At 71.5% G+C, this 22,507-nt stretch carries 13 protein-coding genes; all 13 read right to left on the bottom strand.

All coding sequences use genetic code 11. The annotated features are described in order from the left end of the window. Window positions 1-21 precede the first annotated feature (21 nt). Complete coding sequence (locus MQN93_RS28695) at window positions 22-2,184, bottom strand: hypothetical protein (RefSeq protein WP_242711851.1); 2,163 nt, start codon at window positions 2,182-2,184, stop codon at window positions 22-24. Further along, a complete protein-coding gene (locus MQN93_RS28690; RefSeq protein ID WP_242711850.1) occupies window positions 2,184-5,981 on the bottom strand; it encodes a putative baseplate assembly protein in 3,798 nt (1,265 codons plus the stop codon). The genes MQN93_RS28695 and MQN93_RS28690 overlap by 1 nt, the downstream gene beginning before the upstream one ends. Further along, on the bottom strand, window positions 5,978-9,085 hold the full coding sequence (locus MQN93_RS28685) for a putative baseplate assembly protein (RefSeq protein WP_242711849.1): 3,108 nt from the start codon (window positions 9,083-9,085) through the stop codon (window positions 5,978-5,980). The genes MQN93_RS28690 and MQN93_RS28685 overlap by 4 nt, the downstream gene beginning before the upstream one ends. Next, complete coding sequence (locus MQN93_RS28680; protein WP_242711848.1) at window positions 9,082-9,465, bottom strand: GPW/gp25 family protein; 384 nt, start codon at window positions 9,463-9,465, stop codon at window positions 9,082-9,084. The genes MQN93_RS28685 and MQN93_RS28680 overlap by 4 nt, the downstream gene beginning before the upstream one ends. Continuing rightward, on the bottom strand, window positions 9,462-9,797 hold the full coding sequence (locus MQN93_RS28675; RefSeq protein ID WP_016434434.1) for a hypothetical protein: 336 nt from the start codon (window positions 9,795-9,797) through the stop codon (window positions 9,462-9,464). The genes MQN93_RS28680 and MQN93_RS28675 overlap by 4 nt, the downstream gene beginning before the upstream one ends. A 20-nt stretch (window positions 9,798-9,817) precedes the next feature. Beyond that, a complete protein-coding gene (locus MQN93_RS28670) occupies window positions 9,818-10,354 on the bottom strand; it encodes a phage baseplate assembly protein V (protein ID WP_016434435.1) in 537 nt (178 codons plus the stop codon). Window positions 10,355-10,446: 92 nt separating this feature from the next. Next, window positions 10,447-11,586: a hypothetical protein gene (locus MQN93_RS28665; RefSeq protein WP_037781670.1), complete on the bottom strand. Its 1,140-nt coding sequence runs from the start codon at window positions 11,584-11,586 to the stop codon at window positions 10,447-10,449. Then, window positions 11,579-11,932 (bottom strand): LysM peptidoglycan-binding domain-containing protein, encoded by a 354-nt coding sequence (locus tag MQN93_RS28660; RefSeq protein ID WP_016434437.1) that lies wholly within the window; start codon window positions 11,930-11,932, stop codon window positions 11,579-11,581. Before MQN93_RS28660 ends, MQN93_RS28665 begins: the two co-directional genes overlap by 8 nt. 9 nt (window positions 11,933-11,941) lie before the next feature. Then, window positions 11,942-12,628, bottom strand: coding sequence for a hypothetical protein (locus MQN93_RS28655; protein ID WP_242711847.1), 687 nt, complete (start codon window positions 12,626-12,628; stop codon window positions 11,942-11,944). Window positions 12,629-12,647: 19 nt separating this feature from the next. Further along, window positions 12,648-13,871, bottom strand: a complete 1,224-nt coding sequence (locus MQN93_RS28650; RefSeq protein ID WP_242711846.1) for a hypothetical protein — start codon at window positions 13,869-13,871, stop codon at window positions 12,648-12,650. Then, the gene (locus MQN93_RS28645; protein ID WP_242711845.1) at window positions 13,868-20,260 is read right to left on the bottom strand and encodes an eCIS core domain-containing protein; all 6,393 of its coding nucleotides are present in this window, start codon (window positions 20,258-20,260) and stop codon (window positions 13,868-13,870) included. Before MQN93_RS28645 ends, MQN93_RS28650 begins: the two co-directional genes overlap by 4 nt. Further along, window positions 20,257-20,532: a DUF4424 domain-containing protein gene (locus tag MQN93_RS28640; protein ID WP_242711844.1), complete on the bottom strand. Its 276-nt coding sequence runs from the start codon at window positions 20,530-20,532 to the stop codon at window positions 20,257-20,259. The genes MQN93_RS28645 and MQN93_RS28640 overlap by 4 nt, the downstream gene beginning before the upstream one ends. Before the next feature lie 11 nt (window positions 20,533-20,543). After that, on the bottom strand, window positions 20,544-22,505 hold the full coding sequence (locus MQN93_RS28635; protein ID WP_242711843.1) for an ATP-binding protein: 1,962 nt from the start codon (window positions 22,503-22,505) through the stop codon (window positions 20,544-20,546). Window positions 22,506-22,507 lie beyond the last annotated feature (2 nt).

Genomic DNA, 22,507 nt, shown 5'->3' with positions numbered 1-22,507 from the left:
CGGGTGCCTGTCGGCCTCGGATCAGGTCACGAAGAAGATCCCGGCGTCGGTGCCCGCGGGGGTGTACTCCGCGAGCCGCGCGCGCAGGCCGTCCTCGCGCTGCGGCCGGTACAGGTCGTGGAAGGCACCCATTTCGGCGCCGTCGTCGGCTCCGCGCCGGATCTGTTCGGGACAGCGGTCGGACAGCTGCCCGTACCAGGGCGTCCCGTAGCGCAGGGCGGAGAACAACGGCCGTACGCCCGGGGTGAGATCGGGCTGGCAGCGGTGCCTTCGCGGGGTGCGCGAGCCGGCGGGGACGTAGGAGTGGCGCAGGCAGCCGATCCCGCGCCGGGCCACATGGAGCTTGCCCGTGAAGATGGAGTTCTCGGCCAACTCCACGGCGTGGGTGTGGACTTCGCCGATGACGGTGGTGCGGTGCACATGGAGCACCGCGTGGGCGTGACGGCAGTCCGGGGCGGACAGTGCCTCGCGGTCGGAGCCGGTGGCGTCCAGGATGCTGTCGCGCAGATGGATGTCGAGGGGGTCCTCGCTCACCTCGTCGCCGATGACCTCGACGGTGCCGAGGATGCTGTGTTCGACCTGCAGACAGGCGGTGGTGCGCTCCAGCACGATGCTGGGCTCGTCGGGCGAGTGCGGCTCGCACTCGGGTTCCAGGGACCAGCCGGGTACGAGCGTGGAGTGCCGTACGACGACGGCTCCCATCGGCCCGGTGACGTTGATGCCGCGCCCGGCGACCAGCAGCCCGTCGAGGACGATGCGCGGCCGCTCGTGCGGTGCGCAGTCCTCGTCCACGGCGCGGATGTTGAGGGCGTCGGGGCGGTTGCTGTACCAGTCGAGGAGCCGGATCACCGGGCGGGTGCCCTCGGCGGCGCGCAGCTCCAGCCGGTCGCCGGGGTCGAGGTCGAAGTCCAGCTGCTCCTGGTATGCGCCGCTGTGCGTGATCTCGATGATGCCGTCGGGTCCGGTGTCACCGGCCCGGCGGTCGTGCTGCCAGGCCCGGTAGGCGTCCATGATCTGGCGGTACGGCTGCCCGGGGCCGACCCGGTAGAAAGCGGCGTCGGGCCGGGCCGTGCGGTCGGGCCGCGCGTACTCGCCGCCGCCCATGTCGGCGCCGGACGCGTAGTGGTAGTCCACCCATACGCCCTGCCGGGGCGCCGACCTGGACCCGAACGCGATCCGTCCGAGCTCCGGGTCGACGGCGATCTGGCCGCGTTTGGGCCGGTAGCGCCAGTCGGAGAGGTCGGCGACCACGATGTCGGAGGGCGGTACGGGCCGGTCCTCGCCGTCGCGTCGGATGACGAAGCTCTTGCCGGGGCCGTAGTAGTCGAGCAGCCGGTCGTGGAGCAGACGGCGGGTGATGAAGGCGGGGACGTTGTCGACGGTGGCGATGTGGGTGGGCGACGGCTCCGGGACGGGCTTGGTGACCAGGGGGCTGTCGTTGCCGAGGATCGAGAACGTGTAGAGGTTGCGGGCGCGGTCGATGCAGTACGCCGGGGACGAGGTCAGCGAGTACGCCCCGAGCCGCCAGACGAAGAGGCCGACCCCGGCGGGTGTCCAACCCCCTTGTCTGCGCGAGGAGTTGGTGCGGCGGACGTCGACCGTGCGGGCGGTCGTCCCGAAGGGGCCGCCGGTGAGCGCGAGCGCCGAGCCGTCCCTGAGGTCGAGCAGACGGCCCCGGCCCGTGTCCCGGTGGAGCTTCACCGACTGGTTGTGCGCGACCAGCCGGGACAGCTCGACCGCGCGTGCGGGGTAGCCGGCGACCCGCTCGGAGATCTCCTCCAGCAGGTGCAGCGTGCCCTTGCGGCGGCGGGCGGCGACCGTGGCCGCCACGTCCGCGCGCGGTGCGATCGCCTCGGCGAGGGCCTCGCGCCCGCCCGCGTGCAGACCGGTGGTCAGGACGCGCTCGTAGCCGGGCAGGGTGCGGTAGCCGACCAGGTCGCCGAGGTACGGCAGCACCCAGGGTGCCGCCGTCTCCACGAACAGGTCCTCGTAGCCCTGCTCCACACCGTCGCGGACCCGGTCGAGCTGCTCGGCGATCACCGCGAGCAGCGCCCGCAGCGGCTCGCCCTCCTCGGCGTCGCGCAGCAGGTGCCAGCGCGGCAGCAGGGCGGCGAGGCCGTCGGGCTCCCGGACGGCTGCCGGGGTCGCCGTGTCGAACTGGACGTCCGCCGGGTTCGCGGCCATCACTTGACCTCCGTGAGGATGAGGGTGTCCGCCGCCCGTGGGGACAGCAGGGCGAGCTGGGCGGGGCGGATGCCGCGGAAGACGAACACCGAACGGCCCTGCGCGAGGCGCCGGGTGTCGGTGATGTCGGGGTTGAGGCGCAGGAGTTCGGCGAGCGCGATGCCGTAGCGCGCGCAGATCTCCGACAGCGTCTCGCCGTTCGCGGCGCGGACGGTGTGGACCTTCTTGTCGTACGACGCCGGGTGGGCCGGCACCGAGGCCCGCGGCGGGCCGGGGTCGGTGAGCAGTGCGGCGAGTTCGTCCGGGGTCGCGGAGGCGGGGACGCCGGTGAAGACGTCCACGTCGACGTAGTCGACGCCGGGCACGGTGTGGGCCGTGGCGAGGAGGTCGGAGAGCCGGGCGGGCTGCCCCAACTCCCGTCCCTCGTAGCCGAGTCGGCGCATGAGTGCCTGGCGCAGCCGTGGCTCGACGTACTCCCAGGCGTGGTCGGGGGCGACCTTCACCTTCGCGGCGACGAGCAGCAGGACCAGTTCGCGCACGTCGACACGGACGGGCAGGTTGGCGTCGCCGTACTCGGCGAGTGCGCCGCGCAGGGCGCGCAGGGTGTCCGAGCCGCCGTCGAGCGGCACGTCGTCGGTGCCCGCGACCGTCACGTGCAGCAACCGCCGCCGTCCGTCGAAGAGTTCGCGTGCGGCGGCCCGGCCGATGCCGGCCCGGGAGCGGGCGAAGTCCTCGTAGTCGGCCGGCGAGACGAGCCGGTCGAGGGCGGAGACCGCCAGCGGGACCGTACGGCGGGTCAGGCCCGGGCCGTCCGCGTCCGCGCCGCCCGTGGCCGGGCGGGGGTTGGTGACGGCGGTGACGCCGAGCGGGCGGGTCAGGGGCTGGGTGAGCCGGTCGGCGGGCACGTTGGCGGCCTTGCCGGTGCCGAAGCGGTAGCTCGCGTGGACGTTCTCGTGGCCGCTGGGCAGCCGGGCGCCGTGCACACCGTCGCCGAAGGTGACCGTGGTGCGCCCGTCGGAGGCGGTCCCGGTGATGTAGACACGGTCGCGCGGGCCCCGTCCGGCGAGGCTGTCCACCTCGTGCCAGAGCACGCCGTCGACCCGGATCTCCAGCACCGGTGTGGCGCCGAGGGGGTTGTCGTCGGCGAGCCAGGTCAGCGGGGACTGCCAGAGCGCGAAGGTCTGTCCGACGCGGTCGGAGTCGCCGCTGCCGATGGACTCCTGACGGCTCTCGCCGTGGGTGGCCTCGACCACGTTGCCCAGGATCCTGACCGTGTCGCGGCGGTAGCGGTGGACGAGGTCGGTGGTCAGGGTCAGCCGGGTGTGGACGCGGTCGCCGGGCAGCTGCGGATCCACGGCCGGGTCGGCGGCGGCGACGGCGACGACCTCGGTGGCGGCGACACCGGCCGTGCCGGGGATGTCGCTGCGCTCGCCGGTGACGACGAGCAGCCGTCCCGCGCCCAACCCGTCGTACAGCTCGGCGAGTTCGATCTCGTTGCCGTGCACGTCCTCGCCGAGCGGCTCGTCCGCCGGGCGCAGCGGCTCGCCCGCCGCGTGCACGGTGGTGTCGCGGATGTGCGAGAGCAGGACGTCGAACTCGTCCAGCCACGGGTCGGCGAGGGTGAGTTCGGTGCCGCGGCTGGTGATGCCGTAGTTGGTGTACGCCGCCGTACGCACCGACACGACCTGCGTGGTGACGAACGCCAGCTCGGCGTCGCCGGGGATGCCGTCCTGGGCGCCCTTGGTGGGGCGCTGGATCGCGACCCAGCTGCCGACGGTGATGCCGGTGTGCACGCTGTCCAGCTGGAGCACCTTGCGGTTGACCGGTGCCGGCTTGCTGGCGATGACGACCTCGACGTTGGGCTCGCTGCTGCCCACGGTGTAGCGCAGGCTCACCTCGTACTCGCCGTGGGTGAACTGCCGGGTGTCGCCCGGGCGCAGGGACTCCTCGCGCGGGGTGCCGTTGTTGACGCCGACGTGGATCACGCCCTGCTCGTCCGGGCGGGACACGAACAGGGTCCGCGCCGGCAGACCGTCGCGCAGGCGGATGTTGACGCCGGGTTCCTGGGAGTCGGCGGGGCGGCGGGTGAGCCAGCTCAGGTCGCGGTCCTGGGCGGCACGGGTCGACAGGTCGACCTGGCCGGGCCCGAGCGTGAAGCTGACCTGCTGGCTCAGCGGCAGGGTCACGGCGCGCTGGTCGGAGCTGTTGCCCTCGACGTACTGGAACTCCGCCCGGACCGGCGCCTTGGCCCCGGTGTCGTAGACGATCCGCATGCCGGTGAGCGCGGCGCCCGTCAGCGGCCAGTCGGTGGAGCGGATGACCCGCCCCTTGTCGTCCTGCACAGGCTTGAGCGGCGCCGTGGCCCCGAACGGCGCCGCGGTGACCCGCATGGCGAGCAACGCCCGCAGCAACTGCCCGGGCGCACCAACAGCCGCCTTCCGCCAGGCCGGATACAGACTGCCGACCCCCGGATTGAGCGCAGCAAGCACCCGAGCGGCATCGGCACCGGGCCGCCGAGCACCGCCCCCGCCAAACGCGCCGGCAGCCTGGGCACGCAGGGCGGGAAGAACAGCCCCCAGAACATCAAAGGCAGCGGTACGCGGATCACCCTCCAGGGGCGCGGGGAACTGCGCGCCAAGCCCGGACGAACCCGCACCCGCCAACGCACCCACAGGGGCACCCTCATCGGCGGCCTGCGCAGGAGCCAACCCCATTGCACGAGCCCCGAGTTCATCGAGTACCGCGTGCAGTTGCTCAAACCACGCAGCAACCTCCTCGAACGGCTCGGCCAACACCTCGGCCTCACCCAGCCGCGCAACAGGCTCCGCCAGACACCCCACCAACCCTTCGGGCGTCTTCACGTCCCCCAAAGCCGCCCGCAGAGGCACGAGCACCTGATCCTCGAAATCCTCGATCAACCGGCTCACCGGCCGCGGATTGGGCACCTCAGGCGTCGGCGGCTCATCCCCCGGCCCACCCGGAGCGGACGGCTCCGCCACCCACCGCAGCACCTCGTCGACGAGCTCCTTGAGCGTGGGGGGCGCGGACTTCGGCAGCGTGAGTACCGTGACATCCTCGTCCCGGTCGACACGCACCCCCGCGACCGGCAGCAACTTCCGCTCCCCACCGGCCTGTTCACCGAAGACGAACAGCAACTGATCCCCGGTCTGCAGCGAGTTCCCCGCCCCCTCGACGAAGAACTCGGACCGCCGCTCGAGATCCGCCGGCGTCACCAGCGTCGGCCGCCTCCTGCGCACCTTCAGCTCGTTCCAGTCCCAGCGGGCCGTGAGGTCCCGGCTGGTCTCGAAGGTCACGGACTCCTCGTCCGCGGAGGCGGGCACGCTGTGGGTGCGTGCGCCGCGCGGGATCACGACGGGCAGCGTCTCCGCGCGCGGGTCGCGTTCGAGGGTGTACGCCAGGTGTGTGGCGGCGGCGACCCCGGGCCGCGGGCGGTGTCCGACGAGGCGGCCGAGCAGGACCAGCGAGCGGTGCTCGCCGGCCGTGCGGATATAGGCCTCGTCGGCGATCCTCTCCGAGTGGAAGGTGAGCAGGTCGCCGAGGACGGCGGTCGCGTCGAGGAGACCGATCGCCGGGTCGTCGGGGGTGCGTACGGTCAGCCCGTCGAGTGCCGGGTACGCCGGTGAGGCGAGCCGGTCGAGGAGGGCGGCCAGGAAGGAGCCGTACGCGCCGACGCGGTAGTCGAGGGCGGTGCGGCCGGGCGGGTTGTGCACGGGGGCGGGCGCCAGGCGCTCGTCGTGACCGCCGCACGCCCCTTTGCAGGAGCACGTCGGGCTCATCGGGCACCTCCCAGGGCTATCGCCAGCAGGCCGTTCTCCGGCCGGTCCGGGTCGTTGTCGCAGGTGGCGATCTCCAGCGGGCCGAGCCGCAGCACGCCGTCCTCCCTCTCTCCTCGTTCCTGCTCGAACAGCCGCCGCAGCCGGGTGACTTCGACGCTCCGCACGCCCGGTACGGCGGCGGCGACGGCGACCAGCCGGCTGAGCCGTACGGGTTCGCCGAAGGTCAGCGCGTCCGGGTGGAAGAACCCGAGCCGCCCGTCCGCGAGCCGTCCGCTGCCCAGCACGCGGTACAGCTCGGCAAGGATCTGTCCGTGCTGGTGGCCGGGCGCGGCACACACGCTCAGCTCGATGTCCAGCGGCACCAGGCGGGCGGGGCCGACGACGAGGTCGTGGCCGATGCGCCGGTACGCCTCCAGGGACTGCTCCACCCGTGCGAGCAGTGCGGCCGTCGGCTCGGCGCTGCCGTATGCGTCGATCGCGATGTGTGCCTCCTGGACGCTGCCGGTCCAGCGGATCTCGGCGGCGGCCCGCTGTACGCCGGGCAGTGCGCGGGCGAGGGCCGCGTAGTCCTCGGCGGTGACCGCGCGCAGCCGGGTGCGGCGCAGGTCGAGCGGGGCCAACTGGCGTGCCTGCTCGACGGGTTCGGGCTCGACACCGCCGGTGGCGGGCAGCGGGTTGCGGACCACGGCGGCCGGCGGCCGCTCGCAGTCGCTCTGCACGACCAGATGGTTGATGGCCTCCGCGCCCACGTTGCCCGCGTGCCCGCCGCCGAGCCGGTAATGGAGGGCGAGCCGGGCGCCCGCTGCGGGCCGCGCGCCGTGCCGGCCGTCGCCGAAGCGCAGCGCGAGGCGGCCGTCGTCCTCGAGTTCACCGACGAAGTGCCGGTCGCGGGGCCCGCTGTGCAGCAGGTCGCGGCGGGGCACCCAGGTCTGCTCGCCGTCCTCGACCCGTACGGCGGGCAGCGCCGTGCGCGGGTCCTGGTCGAGCGCGGCCGTCGCGGACCCGCGCAGCACGGGCTCGTCGGGGTGCAGTCCGGCCGCGTACGCCGGGCCCCAACTGTGCGCGATCTCCCAGGCGATGTGCCCGTCGAGCACGGTGCCCGCGCGGGCCCGGGAGGCGAGGATCTCCACCCGGCGCAGCTTGGTGTCCAGGAACTCGTCGTTCCTGTGCAGGAGTTCGCGCAGGGCTCGGACGGGGTGCGCCCGGAGCTCGTACCGCTCGATGGTCTTCAGGCCGTAGACGACGGTGAGTTCGGCGATCTCCTCGTCCGTGAGCCCGTCGCGGTCGCGGGCGCTGCGCCACAGTTCGACGAGGCGCTGCCGCACCCGCCCCGGGATCGCGGCGATCCGCTCGGCCTGCCCTGCGGCGACGGCCTGCGGGTCGGGGAAGGGGGCCGCCTGGACGACCGGGGAGCGGCCGAGGACCGGGCGGAAGCGGGGCCTGATGCCGGGGTACACGGACTGCGCGAGGAGGGCGCGCAGGGCGGCGGCCTGGGCGTATGCCGTGCCGGGCACCACGCGTTCGTGGCGCTGACCGGCGCGTTCCAGACCGATTCCGGCGCGTACGGTCGCGGCCTCGCCCACCACCTGGAACAGCTCGCGGACGTCGTCGGGGACGAGTGCTTCGCCGTTCTCCGTGCGGTCCGTGAGGGAGTTGATCAGACGGGCCGGCGCGTTGCCCTCGGCGGGGTCGTCGCATCCGAAGGCGGGCGGGTCGCAGGGGGCGACGACGGCGGGCTCCGGCGGCACGGTGACGGTCTCCGGGAGGCCGGTGAGGGTGCGGCCGTGGTCGACGAGGACGACATTGCCGCGGGCCAGGGTCACGTCCTCGACGGGCAGGCAGTCGCGGCCGCCGCGCGTGGTGAGGCAGAGCGGGAAGCGCAGCGCGTCCTCGGCGGCCCAGGTGACCTCCAGGACCGGCTGGTCCTCGATGCGGTCGACACCCGGGGTGACGGAGGTGAGGCGCACGGCCTGGCGGTGGCTCGGGTCCTGGTCCCCCGGGGTGCCCGTGCGCGGCCCCTTGACCTCCTCCAGGATCAGCACGTCACCTGCTTTGAGGGCGAGTTGACGTGTCCGGCAGGTCTCCGGGTCGTCCCACGCGTCGCGCAGGGTGGCGGAGGTGGCGCCCTTCGGCAGGGTGCACACCTCGCCGCCCCAGGTCCACAGCCGGATCGCGTTGTGCGCGACCTTCAGTTCGAGCGGGTCGGCGGCGAGGACCGGTTCGAAGACCTCCACGGAGCCGCGTTCGTCCAGGTCGCCGAGGTCGTTCTCGTCGATCACCGGTCCCGGTACGGGCCGGTCGTGCGGGTCGAGGGTGCGTATGTCGACGGAGGCGAAGCGGAAGGTGCCCGGGGCGAGCGTGGTGTCGTCGGCGGTGCGGACGGTGACGTAGGCGCGGGCCGTGCAGCCGTCGTGCATCGCGTAGTCGATGAGCCGGACGTGCCGCCGCACCGAGACCCGGCGGCGCGCGGTGTCCAGGTAGGCCTCGGTGGCCACCGCGTCCTGCTGGTAGCTGATCTGGTCGCCGGTGTACGCGAGCAGTTCGACGAGCGTCATGCCCAGGTCGGCGGGGTTGCGCTCGACCCAGTCGGGGGTGGTGAGCGCGAGCCGGTCCAGGAGCAGCTTGCGGATGGTGTCGTAGTCGCGGGCGGTGTAGTCGACGACGGGCGCGGCGGGGAAGTCCGGCTGTGCCTCGCCGTCTTCCTTGCAGTCGAACGGAGTTGGGCAGTCGGGCCGGAAGGAGAAGGACGCCCGGTGGTAGCGCTGGTCGAAGCCGCGGAAGGGTTCCGTGCCGGGGCGGCCGTACGGGTCGGTCTCGACGAGGGCGAGGACGTACCGCGAGGTGTCGCCGGTCCGGTCGAGGGTGACGTAGAGCCGGTCGTCGAGCTCCGGGTCCTCCTCGCGTTCGACGCTGACGTCGACGGCGGTGATGCCGGTGATCCGGCGGCCGCCGTCGATGCGGACGTTCTCCGGTCCGAGGCCGTGCGGGGCCTTGCCGAGGAAGGTGACGGTGAGCAGCAGTCCGTCGTCGTCGACCTCGACGGCGTCGACTCCGTTGAGCTGCGCGGCTCTCACCTTGGCACGCCGGGACGTGGCGGTGGTCATACGGCCCTCCCTTCGAAGACGTCGTCGGTGCGGGCGCCGGTGGCGCGCAGGACGTAGGACAGATGGACCCGTACGGCGTTGTCGTCGCTCACCACGTCGAGGGCGACGACGTCGATGAGGTCGCCGAGCCAGCGCTGCAGCGAGGCCTGCACGGAGAGTTCGAGCGTGCTGACCAGTTCCGGGCTGTTGGGTGCGAAGACCAGGTCGAGCAGCCCGCAGCCGAAGTCGGGCCGCATGACCCGCTCTCCCGGGCTGGTGAACAGCAGTTGCTCGATCAGGTCGTGGACGTGCGCGGCATGCGCGGCGTGCGCGGTGCGGCCGCGGCGGTCGGCGCGGAAGGGGAACGCGATGTCGGTGCGCGGGCGGGTGCGTGGGCTCATCGGACGGTCACCTTTCGCGGTGCGGCCATGACGACGGGCGGGCCCTGCGGCACGAAGGCGGCGGTGAGGCAGAGGGCCGCGGAGGTGTCGAGCAGCACCGGGACGCCGTCGACCGTGATGCCGGTGCCGTCGGCGGTCCAGCGGACCGAGACACAGGGTGTGGGCACACCGTCGACGGTGTGCGGGCAGCCGGTGACGACGTAGGTGTGCCTGGCCGTGGCGACGGCGGCACCCTGGATGCGTACGCCGCCGGAGGGTGTGGTGGCGGCGGTGACCCGGCCGCCGTGCGGGCAGCCGATCACGGCGCCGGCGTCGAGCAGACTCCCGGACAACTTGGTGCGTCCCCCGTCCTCTATCGCTTCGAGAGCACGGTCAACTGGCCCTCGTTGATGGTTACTTCCCTGCCGCGGAGCACGATCTCGGCGCCTGCGCCGGTCGCGATGACCACGGCCTCCTTGGTGATGCGGATGTAGGCGCCGCCCTGGGCCTGGAGCAGAATCCCCTGCTCGGCGCCCGCGGTGTCGTTCATCACGATCTTGTGCGCGCCCGGGGTCTGCACGACGACGGGCTTGGTGGGCGCGTTCGCCTGCAGCGCGCGGCGTGCGTCGGGCGGCAGTTCCTCGGCGGCCCCGTACCAACACCCCGTCCACACGGGGAAACTGGGGTCCCCCTGCTCGAACTCCACCCATACGCCCGCGCCGGGCGGCGGCACCACGAACTGCCCCGACTCCGGTCCCGTGAACGGCAGGCAGGGCAGGGCCCAGGTGGACGGCTCGTCGCCGAGGACGTCGGGCACCTCGACGGTGACACGGCCGATCCGCAGCGGGTCGTTGTTGTCGACGACCCGGCCGCGGAACTTGCCGAGGTAACGGTTGTTGGGTGCCGCCATGCTGAACTGCTCCTGGTGGGTGGGCCGTTGGGGCGCGTCGGGTGGTGCGGGTGGTGCGGCTGGCTTTCAGGTGATTCGGGTGGTTCGGGCGGCTACGGCCGGACGTGGTCGCTGCGGGCCTCCAGTCCCTCCCTGGAGAGGGTGAAGTTCTGCTGGAAGGAGCCCGGGCGCAGGTTGTGGGTGACGGACTTGACGTAGTAGTCGCCGTCGTACGCCCGTCCCGAGCCGCGCACGCCGACCAGTTGGCGGGGCTGCAGGATGTAGCCGTGCCGGTTGACGTCGAGCGAGCCGGAACCGGAGACCACGTCGGCGGAGACGGCGGCGCGGGCGAGGAGTTCGGCCTCGGCCTGCTCGCGCTGCTGCTTGGCGGTGCCGGAGAGGGTCCTGCGCCTGAGCGCGGGGGTGGGGCGTCGCCCGAGGGGCGGGCGCAGCGGGCTGATCGGCGGCTGGGGCAGCAGGGTGGACAGACGGGTCCCCGGGTCCTGCCAGCGGGCCTGTGGTTCCTCGCGGGCCGTCCCGTCGTACGAGAACGTCAGCTGGTCCACGGTCGTGTTGGCGTCCATGTTGACGTTGAGGGCGTGCTGGCGGATGCCGAGGCGGACCTCGGGGCCCCAACGGGCGGAGGACTGGCCGGGGTTGGGGCCGGGTTCCAGGTAGAAGGTGTAGCCGTTGGCGCGGGCGAGGTCGGTGACGTACTGAAGGTCGGTGCCCGTCTGGTAGTGGACGCGGAGGTCCTGGTGCGGCGGCTGGGCGATCTTCTCGGCGTAGACGTCGGGCCGGATGCCGTAGTCGGAGTAGCGGCGCAGGATGGCGTGGACGCGCTGCGAGGGCGGCAGGTTGGGGTAGCGGGCGGTGCGCTCCTCCAGGTCCATGAGCAGGGTCAGATCCTCGCCGGTGACGGTGAGGGTGGAGTGGCCGGGCTGGTTGCTGGCGCCGACCTCCTGCCGGACGACGAGCCCGTCGAAGAGGACGTCGGTGGTGCCACGGACGCTGACGGTGACGATGAGGCGGGTCTTGGGGTCGAAGAACCCTTCAGGCAGCAGCCGCTTGTTGATGATCCCCGTCTTGGTGAGGTCGAACGCCAGCTGGAAACCGCTGCGTTCGCCGGCGGTGGCGGTGATCTGGGCGGAGAGGAGGGCCTCGGTCACCTCGGCCGGCACGGGGCGGGCGAGCTTCGGCCCCATGAGGAGCGTGATGTGGACGGGCCCTTGTCCGACTGGCTGCTCAGACACTCCGTCGCCCCCCGGGCTCGGGGATCTCGACGACCCGTCCGGCCTCGTCGGTCAACTCGCGAGGATCGAGTACGGGGTTGGCGTCGGCGATGCGCCACCACTGGCCGGGGTCGCCGTAGAACCGCTGGGCGAGGAGGTCGGGGCGCTCGCCGGCACCGACAGTGTGTTCCTGTGTGTCCTGGTCGTCGAGCGGCGGAAGCAACCGGCGCTTGGCGTACCGGACTTCGGTCCCGTCGGGAAGGGTGTGGATGCCGATCTCGGCGTCGTGGTAGCGGCTGGTGCGGGGGTAGGGGTGCGCGCCGGGTATCGCGCCGAGGGCGCTTTCGTAGGACTCGATGTCGGCCATGGGTGTCTGTCAGCCCCTTCCACTCAGTACATCGGCGCCCGGGAGTCCGAGGGCCCCGAGGCTGCCGCCGCGGGCGGCGGCCGCGAGGCGTTCCTTCTGGGCAAGGTGGGCCATGTAGAGGTCGGCGCCTCGGTGCCCCGCCGGGAGATCGCTGACGGTGAGGATCTTCATGCCGATGCTGAGCGAGGCCCGTATCGGATTGAGATTCACGTCGAACGCGGATTCATTGACGGAGAGTTCGGTGAGCCGGACGGGCATGACGCGCTTGCTGCCCCAAGTGAAGAGCGTGAGGGGCATCTCGATCGGACTGATCTCGATGGTCCCCTTCTGCGAGAGCCGGCTGGCTGCGCGCAGTTGCGCGGTGGTGGGCTGCACGAGCATTTCCAGCGTGGCCAGTTGGGGGTGGATGCCGTCGGGCGCGGCGATCTCCAACTGATCGGTCGCGTCGATCTCGGCGGTGAACTTCCACGTCTCCTCGGCGGGGCCCTTGAGGCGAAGTGCCTCGTTCCGGTCGCCATTCCCGGTGCCACCTGCTCCCCCGTCGCTGCTGTCCCCGGCGGACTGGGGGGCGATGCTGCGCTCCAGGGTGTCCGGGTTGAACTGGAGGACGATGATGCGTTGGGGGGTGCCCGTTTCGGGGTTGACTACGACTATTCCGGAGCGGATGGGTTTGGGGATGTCTGCGTAGCGGGTCATCGCTCACCGTCCTGGATGTTCATGACTGGTGCTGCGTGACTGATACGCCGCAGTCATTGCACCAGAAGCAGAAAAGCGTTCCTCGGAATCCCATCGCCCCGAAGGGGGTTGGCCCGCTGTCGACAGAAGCAAGGAAAGGCATCGCTTCACGGCACTCGGGACAGTGCGGATGGGCGTCGTACTCCACCCAACGCGGGAGGCCGCCGACCTGATGCCTGGATGCCCCTGCGATCGCCTCGAGGCTCACCCCGACTTGATTCGGGTGCGGCTCCAGAGCCATCGCCCTCTTGCCCGGCACAATGCTCCGGCTGGGATCGGAGACTCCGTGCGGACCATAGAAGACGTACCGTTCGCCGGGGCCGACCCTTACCGTCGTGGTCTCCAGAGCTCCGCAGGAGCACGTGTACCAGAAGAACGACGCGTCCTGCGCAAGTCCGAAAGGGACCGCCTCGGCGGCCACAGTCAGCACCCGCTGAGCCGGGGCGGAGCAGGCGGGGCAGACAGGGACGGGCCCATCGACATGGCCGCCCATGACATGCGGGCTTTCCGCTTCATCGACAACGGAGCCCAGGTATGCCGGCGGGTGACCGGCACTCTTCTCGGTGTCGGGGAGCAGCCCTGCCAACTCCAGCAGAATCTCCCATTCCTCAGCATCCTCGAATTCTTCGCGAACCGCGATCAGGGTGCGAACGGCATGAGGGGTGCGAATGAGTGCGACTGCCTCGATCGCATCATAATCGTCGTCCTCCTCGCGCCATCGCTCAAGAAAGGCATCGACCAGTTCGTCGGGCGAGCCGGACAACAGGCTCCTGTGAATGAAATGACTCTCGACCTTGTCGGCAAATGGACGCAGTCGATCGGGAGCGTTCACACCGATTTCAAAGATGACGTCGGACAGCGGGGAGCCGGCTTTCGGATCCGCCACGTAGTCGGCCACAAAGCCGTCCAGCAGCTCACCCGGAAGCCAAGGGACCAGTCGGGAAGCTGAACGAACCATTGGCCCAGCACCCCGAAGACGCTCTGCGGCGCGGGTCTTCCCCTCACGCGCCCCAGGGAGAAGCGCAAGGTGGATCGCCGCGAAGTCCGCCGCCCGCTCGTCATCGGTCTCCACCAGGCAGTCGACCGCGGCCGCCACCCCTCGGTCCGACTCCCCGGAAAGCAATTCGATAATGCGCGCCTCCTTGTCCGGAACGGATAGCGCGGCGTCTGCTGCAATTTGTTCCAGCTTCTCTTTCGGCCTCACTTGACTCTCTCCCAGGCTTCCTGTAGGAGCTTGTCGATCTCGGGCGACCAGTCGATCAACTTGGTGCGCGCCAGGTGTTCGTAATGTCGGATGAAACCTATCACTTCGTCCTGGGTCAGCTCCTCACCGAGGACCGTCAGATAGGCACGATAATCCAGTTCGACGGCCTTGGTCGGGTTCTTTGCGTCATGCTTCACCTTCTCTGGCGTGTTTGCGCTGAAGAAGGTTCTCCCCTGTTCATGGAGCTGCTTCCGCAAGTAGAGGGTGAGACCCTCCTGATAGATCTCCTCGGCCCTGTCGTCCCGAACGTTGCGCTTACCCCTCTTTTTGGTGAGGAGTTTTTCTTTCTGGTACAGCTCCAGCTCTTCCTGAGAGGTGAGCCTCCGACCCAGCTCCGACTCCTTTGCGTCCTTCACCCGGTCTTTCTCGGCCTGGATCAGAGAGGCACCTGACGGTATGTGGTCGGGAGTGTATTTCTCCTCGTCTCTCTTCCCTTGGTTGGCCTTTCTGTATTTCCGGTCGACGGCCTGCTTGAAGGAGAGGGATTCCCCGGGCTCCGGCGCACCTTGTCCCGAAGGCTTCGTCGCGCTGTTCAGGACTGCCTTCAGCGCGTCCGACAGTCCGGTCATCTTGGGCTTCGGCTGCTCCTGCTGTCCCGCTTGCTGATCCGGCGCCTCCTGCTCGGAGCCCCGATCGCCCTGCCTTCTCTGCTCGGCCTCAGCTGCGGCAAGAGAGGCGGGAGGCGGCGCCGGGGTTTCCTCCTCGAACTCGTTGGAGACTTCCTCGGGGTTGAGCCGCGCAAGGATGTCCCCTGTCGCGCGGCCTCGCAGATCGAGTCCGGTGAGTCGGTACCAGATCCGCATGCCGGCCAGGGTCGCGATCATGACCGGCCGTGGCACACCCCTCTCCAGCAGGCCGTCCAAGCGAGGGCGTATGCGGAGCACGATCTTGTGCAGCCGTGCTTCCTTCGACTCCCTGGACTTCTCGTCCTTCTTCCGCTGTTCCTGTTTGCGCCTCTTCTGTTCCTGGCGGCGCTTCTTGTGGTCGCGGAACTGGTCCTTCTTTTTCTTGAAGTAGTTCCGCAGCTTCGACGCGCCGTTCTTCAGCGCCTTGCCGAGCTTGGACTTCTTCAGTTTGCGGCCGAGGGTCTTGGCGGCGTTGCCGACCTTCTTCAGGGCGGACTTGACCGCGCCCTTGGCCTTCGAAAGGGCCTTGCCGACCGGGGACTTGGGCTTCTTGGGCTTGGTCGGTTTCGGGCCCTCGATCTCCTTCGGCTTCTTCTTCGGGGCGGTCTTGGGCTTCGTGTCCGTGTCGGGAGACTTCTCCCTGTCCGGTGTCCGGTCCCTGTCCGGCGTCCGGTCCTTCGCAGCCCCCTGCTCCCGCTCCGGCGTCCGGTCCTTCTCCGGCGACCTCTCCTTGGGCTTCGTCTCCGCCGCATCCGGCTTCTTCGCCGGACCCTTCGGCGTCGCGTGGTCCTTCGGTTTCACCGGGGACTTGGGGTCGGGGGACGGCTCGCCCTTCGGTTTCGACGGCCTGGCGTCGCGGGACAGGGTTTGGCGGGCCTTGCGGACCGCGCCGCGCGCCGAGTTGACCGCCGCCCCCGCCGCCTTCTTCGCCCCTCCCCCGACCTTCTTCAGGCCGTCCATGATTTTCTGGGCCATGCCTTTGAGGCGTTTGCCGACGCCCTTGGTGGCTCGGGAGAGGCGTTGGAGGAGGAAGTTGGTGATGAAGTCCAGGAGGGCGACCACGCCTGCCGCGACCGCCTCGGCGAACAGGCAGGCCGCCGGGCCCGCCTTCACCGCCTTCAGGTAGGCCCAGAATTTCGAGAAGGCGGACAGGATCGAGCTGACCGTCGACCACGCCGCCATCAGCCCCTGAATGATCGTCAGGATCGCGCCCGCCGCGGGCACGATCATCGAGACGACCTTTTCGATGACGAGCGTCGCGATCATCATCGGGAGGGACGCGATGATCGCGTCCCACGCCATCTTGCCGATCTGCTTCAGCGACACGCAGCCCTTGACCAGGACGTCGATGACGGCCTTACCGAGGCCGAGGATGCCCTCGACCTTCGTGTCGAACCACTGCTTCACGGCCACCTTGATGGCGCCCCAGAGGTGGTCCGTGATGCCGGTCTTGGCGGCGCTGCCGGCCTTGGCGATCCAGCCGCCCGGGTCCGGCGCGATGTCCGCGACCAGGGCCGCGAACTTCCCCAGCGCCTCGATCGCCGCCTGCGCGAACTTGATCGCCCCGACGATGACGGCCTGGTAGGCCTTGATGACCGCTTTCACGCCGGCTTCGAGGACGTCCAGGAGCTTGTTCAGCCCGGCGGCCAGTGCGTCGAGCAGGCTGTTGACCGCCTTCTTCAGGCCGTCCGCCAGCTTGTTGACCGTCGCGATCGCCGCGTCCCGCAGGCCCTCGATCGCCTTGCGGAAGCGGTCCCGCAGCTCCGGGAACGCGGCCAGCAGCGTGTCGCCTATCGCTATCAGGACGTCCGCAAGGGTGTTGATCGCCTTGATCGCCAGGTCACGTACGAAGTCGATGGCCTGGTTGGCCCACTCCTTGAACTTGTCGATGATGCCGTTGACCGCCTTGCGGGCGGCGTCGAAGACCGCGGTGACCGCCGCGAGCAGGCCCTTGAAGAAGTCGGCGACCTTGTCGGCGACCCAGCCGAGCAGCCCGCCGGAGGGCTTCTTCTCCTCCTTCTTCTTCCTGGCCTCCTTCTCGGCGTTCTCCCGCTCGGTGTCGATCGAGGCGTTGTCCTTGTCCTTGCGCGCGCCGATCTCCTTGTCCTTGTCGTCGCGCGCCTTGACGATCTCCTTGTTCTTCTTGTCGTGCTCCTCGCCGGACTGCTTGTCCGCGTCCTCGACCTTCTTGTCCTGTTCGTTGCGCCAGTCCTCGCGCTGCTTCTGCGTCTCCCGGGCGACCCGGCCGCGTTCGGCGGTCTGCTGCGCGGTGTTGCGCTCGACCTCGCGGTCGATCTCGTTCTGCTTGTCCTGCTTGGCCTTCTGCTCGCCCTGCTGGTGCTCCTTGTCCTTGGCGGCGAGATCGCCCTGCGCCTTGCCCGCGCCGGCGGTGATCTCGGTGCCCTTCTCCTGCTTGGCGACCGCGCCGACGCCGGCCTTGGGCGCGGGCGTGGCCTCCAGCCCGCCGGCCTTGCCGCCACCGCCCCCGCCGGACGCCTTGCCGGTCAGCCGTTCCGCCGGGGCGTTCGGGTAGATCTGGTCCTCGCCGAGCGGCTTGGCCGCGTCCTCGCGCCCGGTCGTCTGCAGGTCGGTCTGCTTGTCCTTGAGCGCCTTGGCCTGGTCGTCGGTGCGCGTCGGGTCGCTGGGGCCCTCGAGGCGGATCTTGGGCGCGGGGCCGACGGTCTTGTTCTCGAGTGCGGGGTCGGTGGTGGGGATCGAGTCGGCCGTCGCCTCGACGTTCTTCGCCTCGGACTCGCTCAGGCCCTTGTCCGGTACGGCGGGAGGCGGCGGCGGAGGCACGTCGGCGGCGGGCTGTCTGCCCTCGGCCTTGTCGCCGCCCTTGGCCTTCTGCTTGTCGCCCTGGTCCTCGGGGCCGACCCGCTCCACCTTGCCGGTGACCTGGGCGGCCGCGGGCGCGGCCTGCGGCGGCGCGGAACGCGTCTGCGGCGCGCCCGAGGGACGTTCACGCGTCGGCGGTGCCGCGTCCAGCCGCTTCTGCTCGTCGGCGATCTTCTTGTCGGCGGCCCTGTCGACCCCGGGCATGGCGGCGGCCGCCTGGTCGGGCGCCAGTTTGCTCACGGTCTGCACGGCCGCCTTGGGGTCCTGTCCCGAGACGTCCGGCGGGTCCTGCTGCTTCTCCTTGGGCGCGGCCTCGCCGCCTCCCCCTCCGCAACTGCCCTGCTGCCCCTCGTCCTTCTCGGGTGCGGGCGCGGGCGGCGCGCAGCCTCCGCCGTCCTTCTCCAGGGAGGCTTCGGGCCGTGGCGCGCTCGTCGCGGCGGTCTGGCCGGGCCCGTCCGCCTGTTCCGCGGCCGGGCTGACCGCCGCCTGGGCGACGGACGGCGCCGCGCCCGGGCCGGCGGCGACCGCGGGTCCGGTCCGCTCGGACGCGCCGATCGGTCCGCGCGGTACGGCGCCGGGTCCGGTCTCCTTGGGCACCTGGCTCTTGGCCTGGGGTGCCTCGCGCTCGGACCGGGGCGGTGCGGCATCGCGCCGCGTGGCGGGCGAGGGATCGCGGTCCTCGACCGGGGTCCGGGGCGTCTGCGCGCCGGCCGGCCGGGACACGGCGGCGGCGACGGGCGTCGCCGCAGCGGGCGCGGGCGACGGTGACGCAGGTCCCGGAGAGGCGGCGGTCGTACGGGACTCCGCCGTCGTACGCTCCCGCTGCCGGTCCTTCTCGTCCTGCTCGTCGTCGGCGTCCGGCTTCTCGTCCTCGCCGTCGGTCCGGTCGGAGTCGGAGTCGTCCGGGTCCTTGGTCTGTCCCTTCTCCTGCTGCTGCTCGGGATCCGGCTTCTCGGTCTCCGGTTCGGGCCGTTCCCTGTCCTGGGTCGCGGGGTCGGGGCCGACCTCCTGGTCGAGCGGCTTGCCGGTCTCCTGGAGTTCCTTGGTGCCGCGGTCCTGGGCCTGTGCGGCGGGCCCGTTCTCGGGCTGCGGGGCCTCGCCCTCGACGGGCCCCTCGTCCTGGCCGGGTGCCTTGGGCTCGGGTCCGGCGTCGTCCTCGTCCGGCTCCTGTTCGTTCTTCTCCCGCTCCTGCTCGGTCTTCTCGGCCTTCGTCGGCGGCGGGGTGGGGAAGGAGGGCGGGGACGGTTCTGCGGCGCCCGGCGTGAGTTTGTCCGCGGTCGGTACGGCGGACAGGTCGAGGTCGGCCTCGGGCAGATAGTCCTCGGGCTTGAGCGGGGGCTCGTCCTTCGTGTCCGCTGCTCCGGCGCTCTCGTCCTCGCCGCCCGCGACCTCCTGGTCGGCGCCCGCCTCCAGGCCGAGCGGCCGTTCCTCCTCGCGGGGTTCGGCCTCGGCGCCGCCGTCCTCGTCCTTCTCGTTGAGCCCGTGCTCGGACAGCGCGGAGTCGGGCCGTTCGGCGCGTTCGTCGACCTTCTCGGGGCGTACGGGGCCGGGCTGGGCCTTCTGCTTGGGGTCCGGCTGCTCGTTGCGGGACCCGGCGGCGGGCTGGGTCTGGTCGTCGCGCCGCTTGCGCTTGTCGGCGCCGGGAGCGGTGGCCTGCTGCGGGTCGGCCTCCTCGCGCTCGCGTTGTTCCTTGCGCTCCTCCTTGGCCTGTTCGGTGCCCTCCTGGCGTCCCTGGGCCCGTTGGTCGGCGGCCTGGTCGGTGCGCTCGCGATCGGTGGCGGACTGCTCCTCCTCCTGCTGCTGCTCCTCCTTGGCCTGCTGCCGTGAGGCGTTGCGGGCATCCTCCTGCTCGGTGCGCTGCGCTGCGTCCTGTTCCTCGGTGGCGGCGTCCGCGCGGGCCCGGCTGCGGTCGCTGCTGCTCTTGGCGTCGCGTGCCTTCGTGTCCCGCTGTTCCTCGCGGGAGTCGGCGGCCCGCCGGTCGGCGGAGCCGCGGTCGGACTCCTGCTTCTTCTGCCAGTGGGTGCGTTCGACGCCGAGTTCTTCGAAGAGGTCGACCTCGGGCAACGGGGCTTCGGCGGGCTGGAGTTCGACGGGTCCGGGCCTGGCCTGTTCGGCGATCTCCAGCAGCCGGTCGTACTCGGGGGTGAGCAGCCTGTTCTCCAGGCGCTCGACGACCGCGTCCTCCAACTGCTGGGACATCCGCGCGAGTTGGAGGCGTACGCGACCGGAGGCGTCGCTCGGGTCGCCGCGCAGGCTGCGCAGCACGTTGCCTGCGATCCGGTCCACGAGGGTGGCCGGGTCGACGGCCTCGGCGCGCATCCGGTCGGCGTCGACGGTGGCGTAGCGCAGCCAGCCGGGGGTGTCCTGGCCCTCCTCGACCTGCGGGGCGGCGTCCGGAGTGTCCGGCCGGACCAGGGCCTGGGCGGCTTCCTCGGCCTCGCGCTCGATGGCCTGCTGCGGCAGGCTCACGGCGCCGAGTTCGCGGCCGGCCCGCAGGGTGCCGAGGCCGTGCGGGTTCTGCACCGTGTGCTGCAGCTCGTGGGCGAGCAGGCGGCGGCCCTCGTCGGTGCCGGGGCGGAAGGCGCCCTCGCGGAAGAAGACGTCCTGTCCGACGGCGACCGCGTCCGCGCCGAGCAGTTCGGTCAGCTGTCCGGCGTCGCGGCCGGTGTGCAGCCGTACCCGTCCGAGGTCGTGACCGAGGTGTTCCTCCAACTCCCGGCGCAGGCCCGGGTCCAGAGGCTGTCCGGCGCCGCTGACGATGTTCTTGGGCTCGGGCGCGCGGGACTTCGCGGCCTTCTCCCTGCGCTTGCGGCGGCGCTGCTCGGCGGACTGCTCCGCGGCGGCGTCCTGGGTGCGCGGGCTCATCGGCTCACCTCCCCGTCACCGCTCAGCCCCTGGTGCACGACGCGCGCCAGTTCCTGGCCCAGGCGCCGCGCGGACAGCCCGGCCGACAGGGGCGGCAGCCCGGACAGCGCGTCGAGGGCGAGGGGTCCGTCGGCGGCCAGCGGCACGCCGTGCAGCCGTATGAGACGGGTCAGTTCGGTCTCGAAGGCGGCCGACACCCGGTCGGGGTCGGCCCGGAAGCCGTCGAGGACGAGTTCGCCGATGTCGACGCGGATCGCCGAAGGCTCTTGCACGGGACCGGAGTTCACACCCATCCGCGGACCTCCGTCGGCGTCAGGGAGCGCTCCAGCTTCAGATACTCGGTGCGGGCGGCGGCGAGCATGTGCCGCATCTGCAGCCGGTCGCCCTCCTCGGCCGCGAGGAAGGCCCCGGACAGGGCGATGTTGCGGATCGAGCCGCCGGCGACGGTGAGTTGGGCGAGAAGTTCGGGGTCGATGCCCTTCATGGGTGCCTGGGGCGGCAGCACGCGCCGCCAGATCTCGGCCCGCTCGTGCTCGGCCGGGAAGGGGAAGTCGACGACGAAGCGGATGCGCCTCAGGAAGGCGGTGTCGAGGGCGCTCTTCATGTTGGTGGTGAGGACGGCGAGGCCGCGGTAGGCCTCCATCCGCATCAGCAGATAGCTGACCTCCAGGTTGGCGTACCGGTCGTGGCTGTCCTTGACCTCGCTGCGCTTGCCGAACAGCGCGTCGGCCTCGTCGAACAGCAGCAGCGCGCCGCCGCGTTCGGCGGCGTCGAAGACCCGGCGGAGGTTCTTCTCGGTCTCGCCGATGTACTTGCTGACGACCTGTGAGAGGTCGATGACGAACAGGTCGAGGCCCAGCTCGTTGGCCATGACCTCGGCGGCGAGCGTCTTGCCGGTGCCGGAGCCGCCCGCGAACATCGCGGTCACGCCGAGGCCGCGGCGCAGGGTGGCGCCGAATCCCCACTCCTGGTGGACGGTCGCCCGCTGCCGTACGTGCGCCACGATCTCCCGCAGCACGCTGGTCTGCCGCTCGTGCAGCACCAGGTCGTCCCAGCCGGCCCGCGGGGTGATCCGCCGGCCGAGTTCGTCCATGCCGATGCGTGCCTCGTCGAGCCCGGCCCGCCAGGCGAGTTGGGCGGCGTCCAGCTCGTCCTCCTGCGGCAGCCGGCGGCGTACGGTCGCGGCCGCGGACCGCACGACGTGCGGCGGCAGGCTGAACTGGGCGACGAGGGACCGCAGTTCGCCGTCGTCGAGATCGGCGACGTCGTGGAAGGCCTCGCCCCAGAGCGCGAACTGCTCCTCGTCGTCCAGCTGCGGCACCGCGACCCGGGCCGCGTACGACCGCTCCGTGCGCAGCGGGTCCTCGCTGGAGACCACCACCGGTACGGCGGCCCCGGCCAGGAACGCGTCGGTGGCCGCCCGCTGGTCGCGGTCCAGGTCGCCCACCTCGACGAGCAGCGCGGAGGGCAGCAGGATCGCCTCGCGCTGCCACAGCCGGGCGAGCCGGTCGCGTTCGACGGGGTCGGACGGGATGTCCTCGGCGCTCATCGAGTACAGCCCGAGCCCGGAGCGCGCGGCCGCGGCGGCCGCGATGTCGGCCCGGCTGCGCAGCTCCCCGCCGGTCACCTCGACGAGCGGGGCGTCGGCGGCTCCCGCCGTCGTCCAGCCCTCCGCGAGCCGGTCGGCCGCCAGGTCGTACGAGGGCGTCAGGGCCTGCGGCACGGGGGTGCGGCGCAGCTGTCCGTGCAGCCGGGCGTCCAGATAGGGCGAGCCGAGCAGGAAGTGCAGGATGCGCTCGTCGAGCCGCAGCCGTGAGGTCGTCAGCCGTGCTTCGTCGTCCAGCTCGGTGATCCGCCAGCGCCTGAGCGGGGCCACGGGCGTCAGCGCGCTCCAGTGCGGCTCGGCGAGCGCGGCGAGGGCGAGCGAGAAGGTGGGGTGGGCGCGCGCGGGGTCACCGCTGGCGGCGGCGCACCGGGCGCCGGCGGTGGGCTCCAACTCCTGGGCGGCGGTGAGGAGTACGAGGTCGCGCTCGAAGGCGGTGAGGCCGAAGCAGGAGACGAGGGCGTCGAGAGGGGCGGCGCCGGGGCCCTCGACGGGGGCGAGTTCGGCGCCGGGTGCGCGGTCCTTCTCGGCGGACCGCGCGGCGTGCGCGTCGACCCGGGCCAGGACACGGCGGATCTCCGCGGTCAGCGTCGTACCGTGCTCGGTCGTCCCCATGTCCTCACCTGCCCCCGTGGTCGTCATGC

Source organism: Streptomyces spinosisporus (genome assembly GCF_022698145.1).
GTDB lineage: Bacteria > Actinomycetota > Actinomycetes > Streptomycetales > Streptomycetaceae > Streptomyces > Streptomyces spinosisporus.
This window is presented reverse-complemented; position numbering and strand designations above follow the sequence as displayed.

Excerpts from the sequence above, each read along its gene's own strand:
- MQN93_RS28695 (WP_242711851.1), bottom strand. The coding sequence starts at position 2,184 with ATGGCCGCGAACCCGGCGGACGTCCAGTTCGACACGGCGACCCCGGCA.
- MQN93_RS28690 (WP_242711850.1), bottom strand. The coding sequence starts at position 5,981 with ATGAGCCCGACGTGCTCCTGCAAAGGGGCGTGCGGCGGTCACGACGAG.
- MQN93_RS28685 (WP_242711849.1), bottom strand. The coding sequence starts at position 9,085 with ATGACCACCGCCACGTCCCGGCGTGCCAAGGTGAGAGCCGCGCAGCTC.
- MQN93_RS28680 (WP_242711848.1), bottom strand. The coding sequence starts at position 9,465 with ATGAGCCCACGCACCCGCCCGCGCACCGACATCGCGTTCCCCTTCCGC.
- MQN93_RS28670 (WP_016434435.1), bottom strand. The coding sequence starts at position 10,354 with ATGGCGGCACCCAACAACCGTTACCTCGGCAAGTTCCGCGGCCGGGTC.
- MQN93_RS28660 (WP_016434437.1), bottom strand. The coding sequence starts at position 11,932 with ATGGCCGACATCGAGTCCTACGAAAGCGCCCTCGGCGCGATACCCGGC.
- MQN93_RS28655 (WP_242711847.1), bottom strand. The coding sequence starts at position 12,628 with ATGACCCGCTACGCAGACATCCCCAAACCCATCCGCTCCGGAATAGTC.
- MQN93_RS28645 (WP_242711845.1), bottom strand. The coding sequence starts at position 20,260 with ATGAGCCCGCGCACCCAGGACGCCGCCGCGGAGCAGTCCGCCGAGCAG.
- MQN93_RS28635 (WP_242711843.1), bottom strand. The coding sequence starts at position 22,505 with ATGACGACCACGGGGGCAGGTGAGGACATGGGGACGACCGAGCACGGT.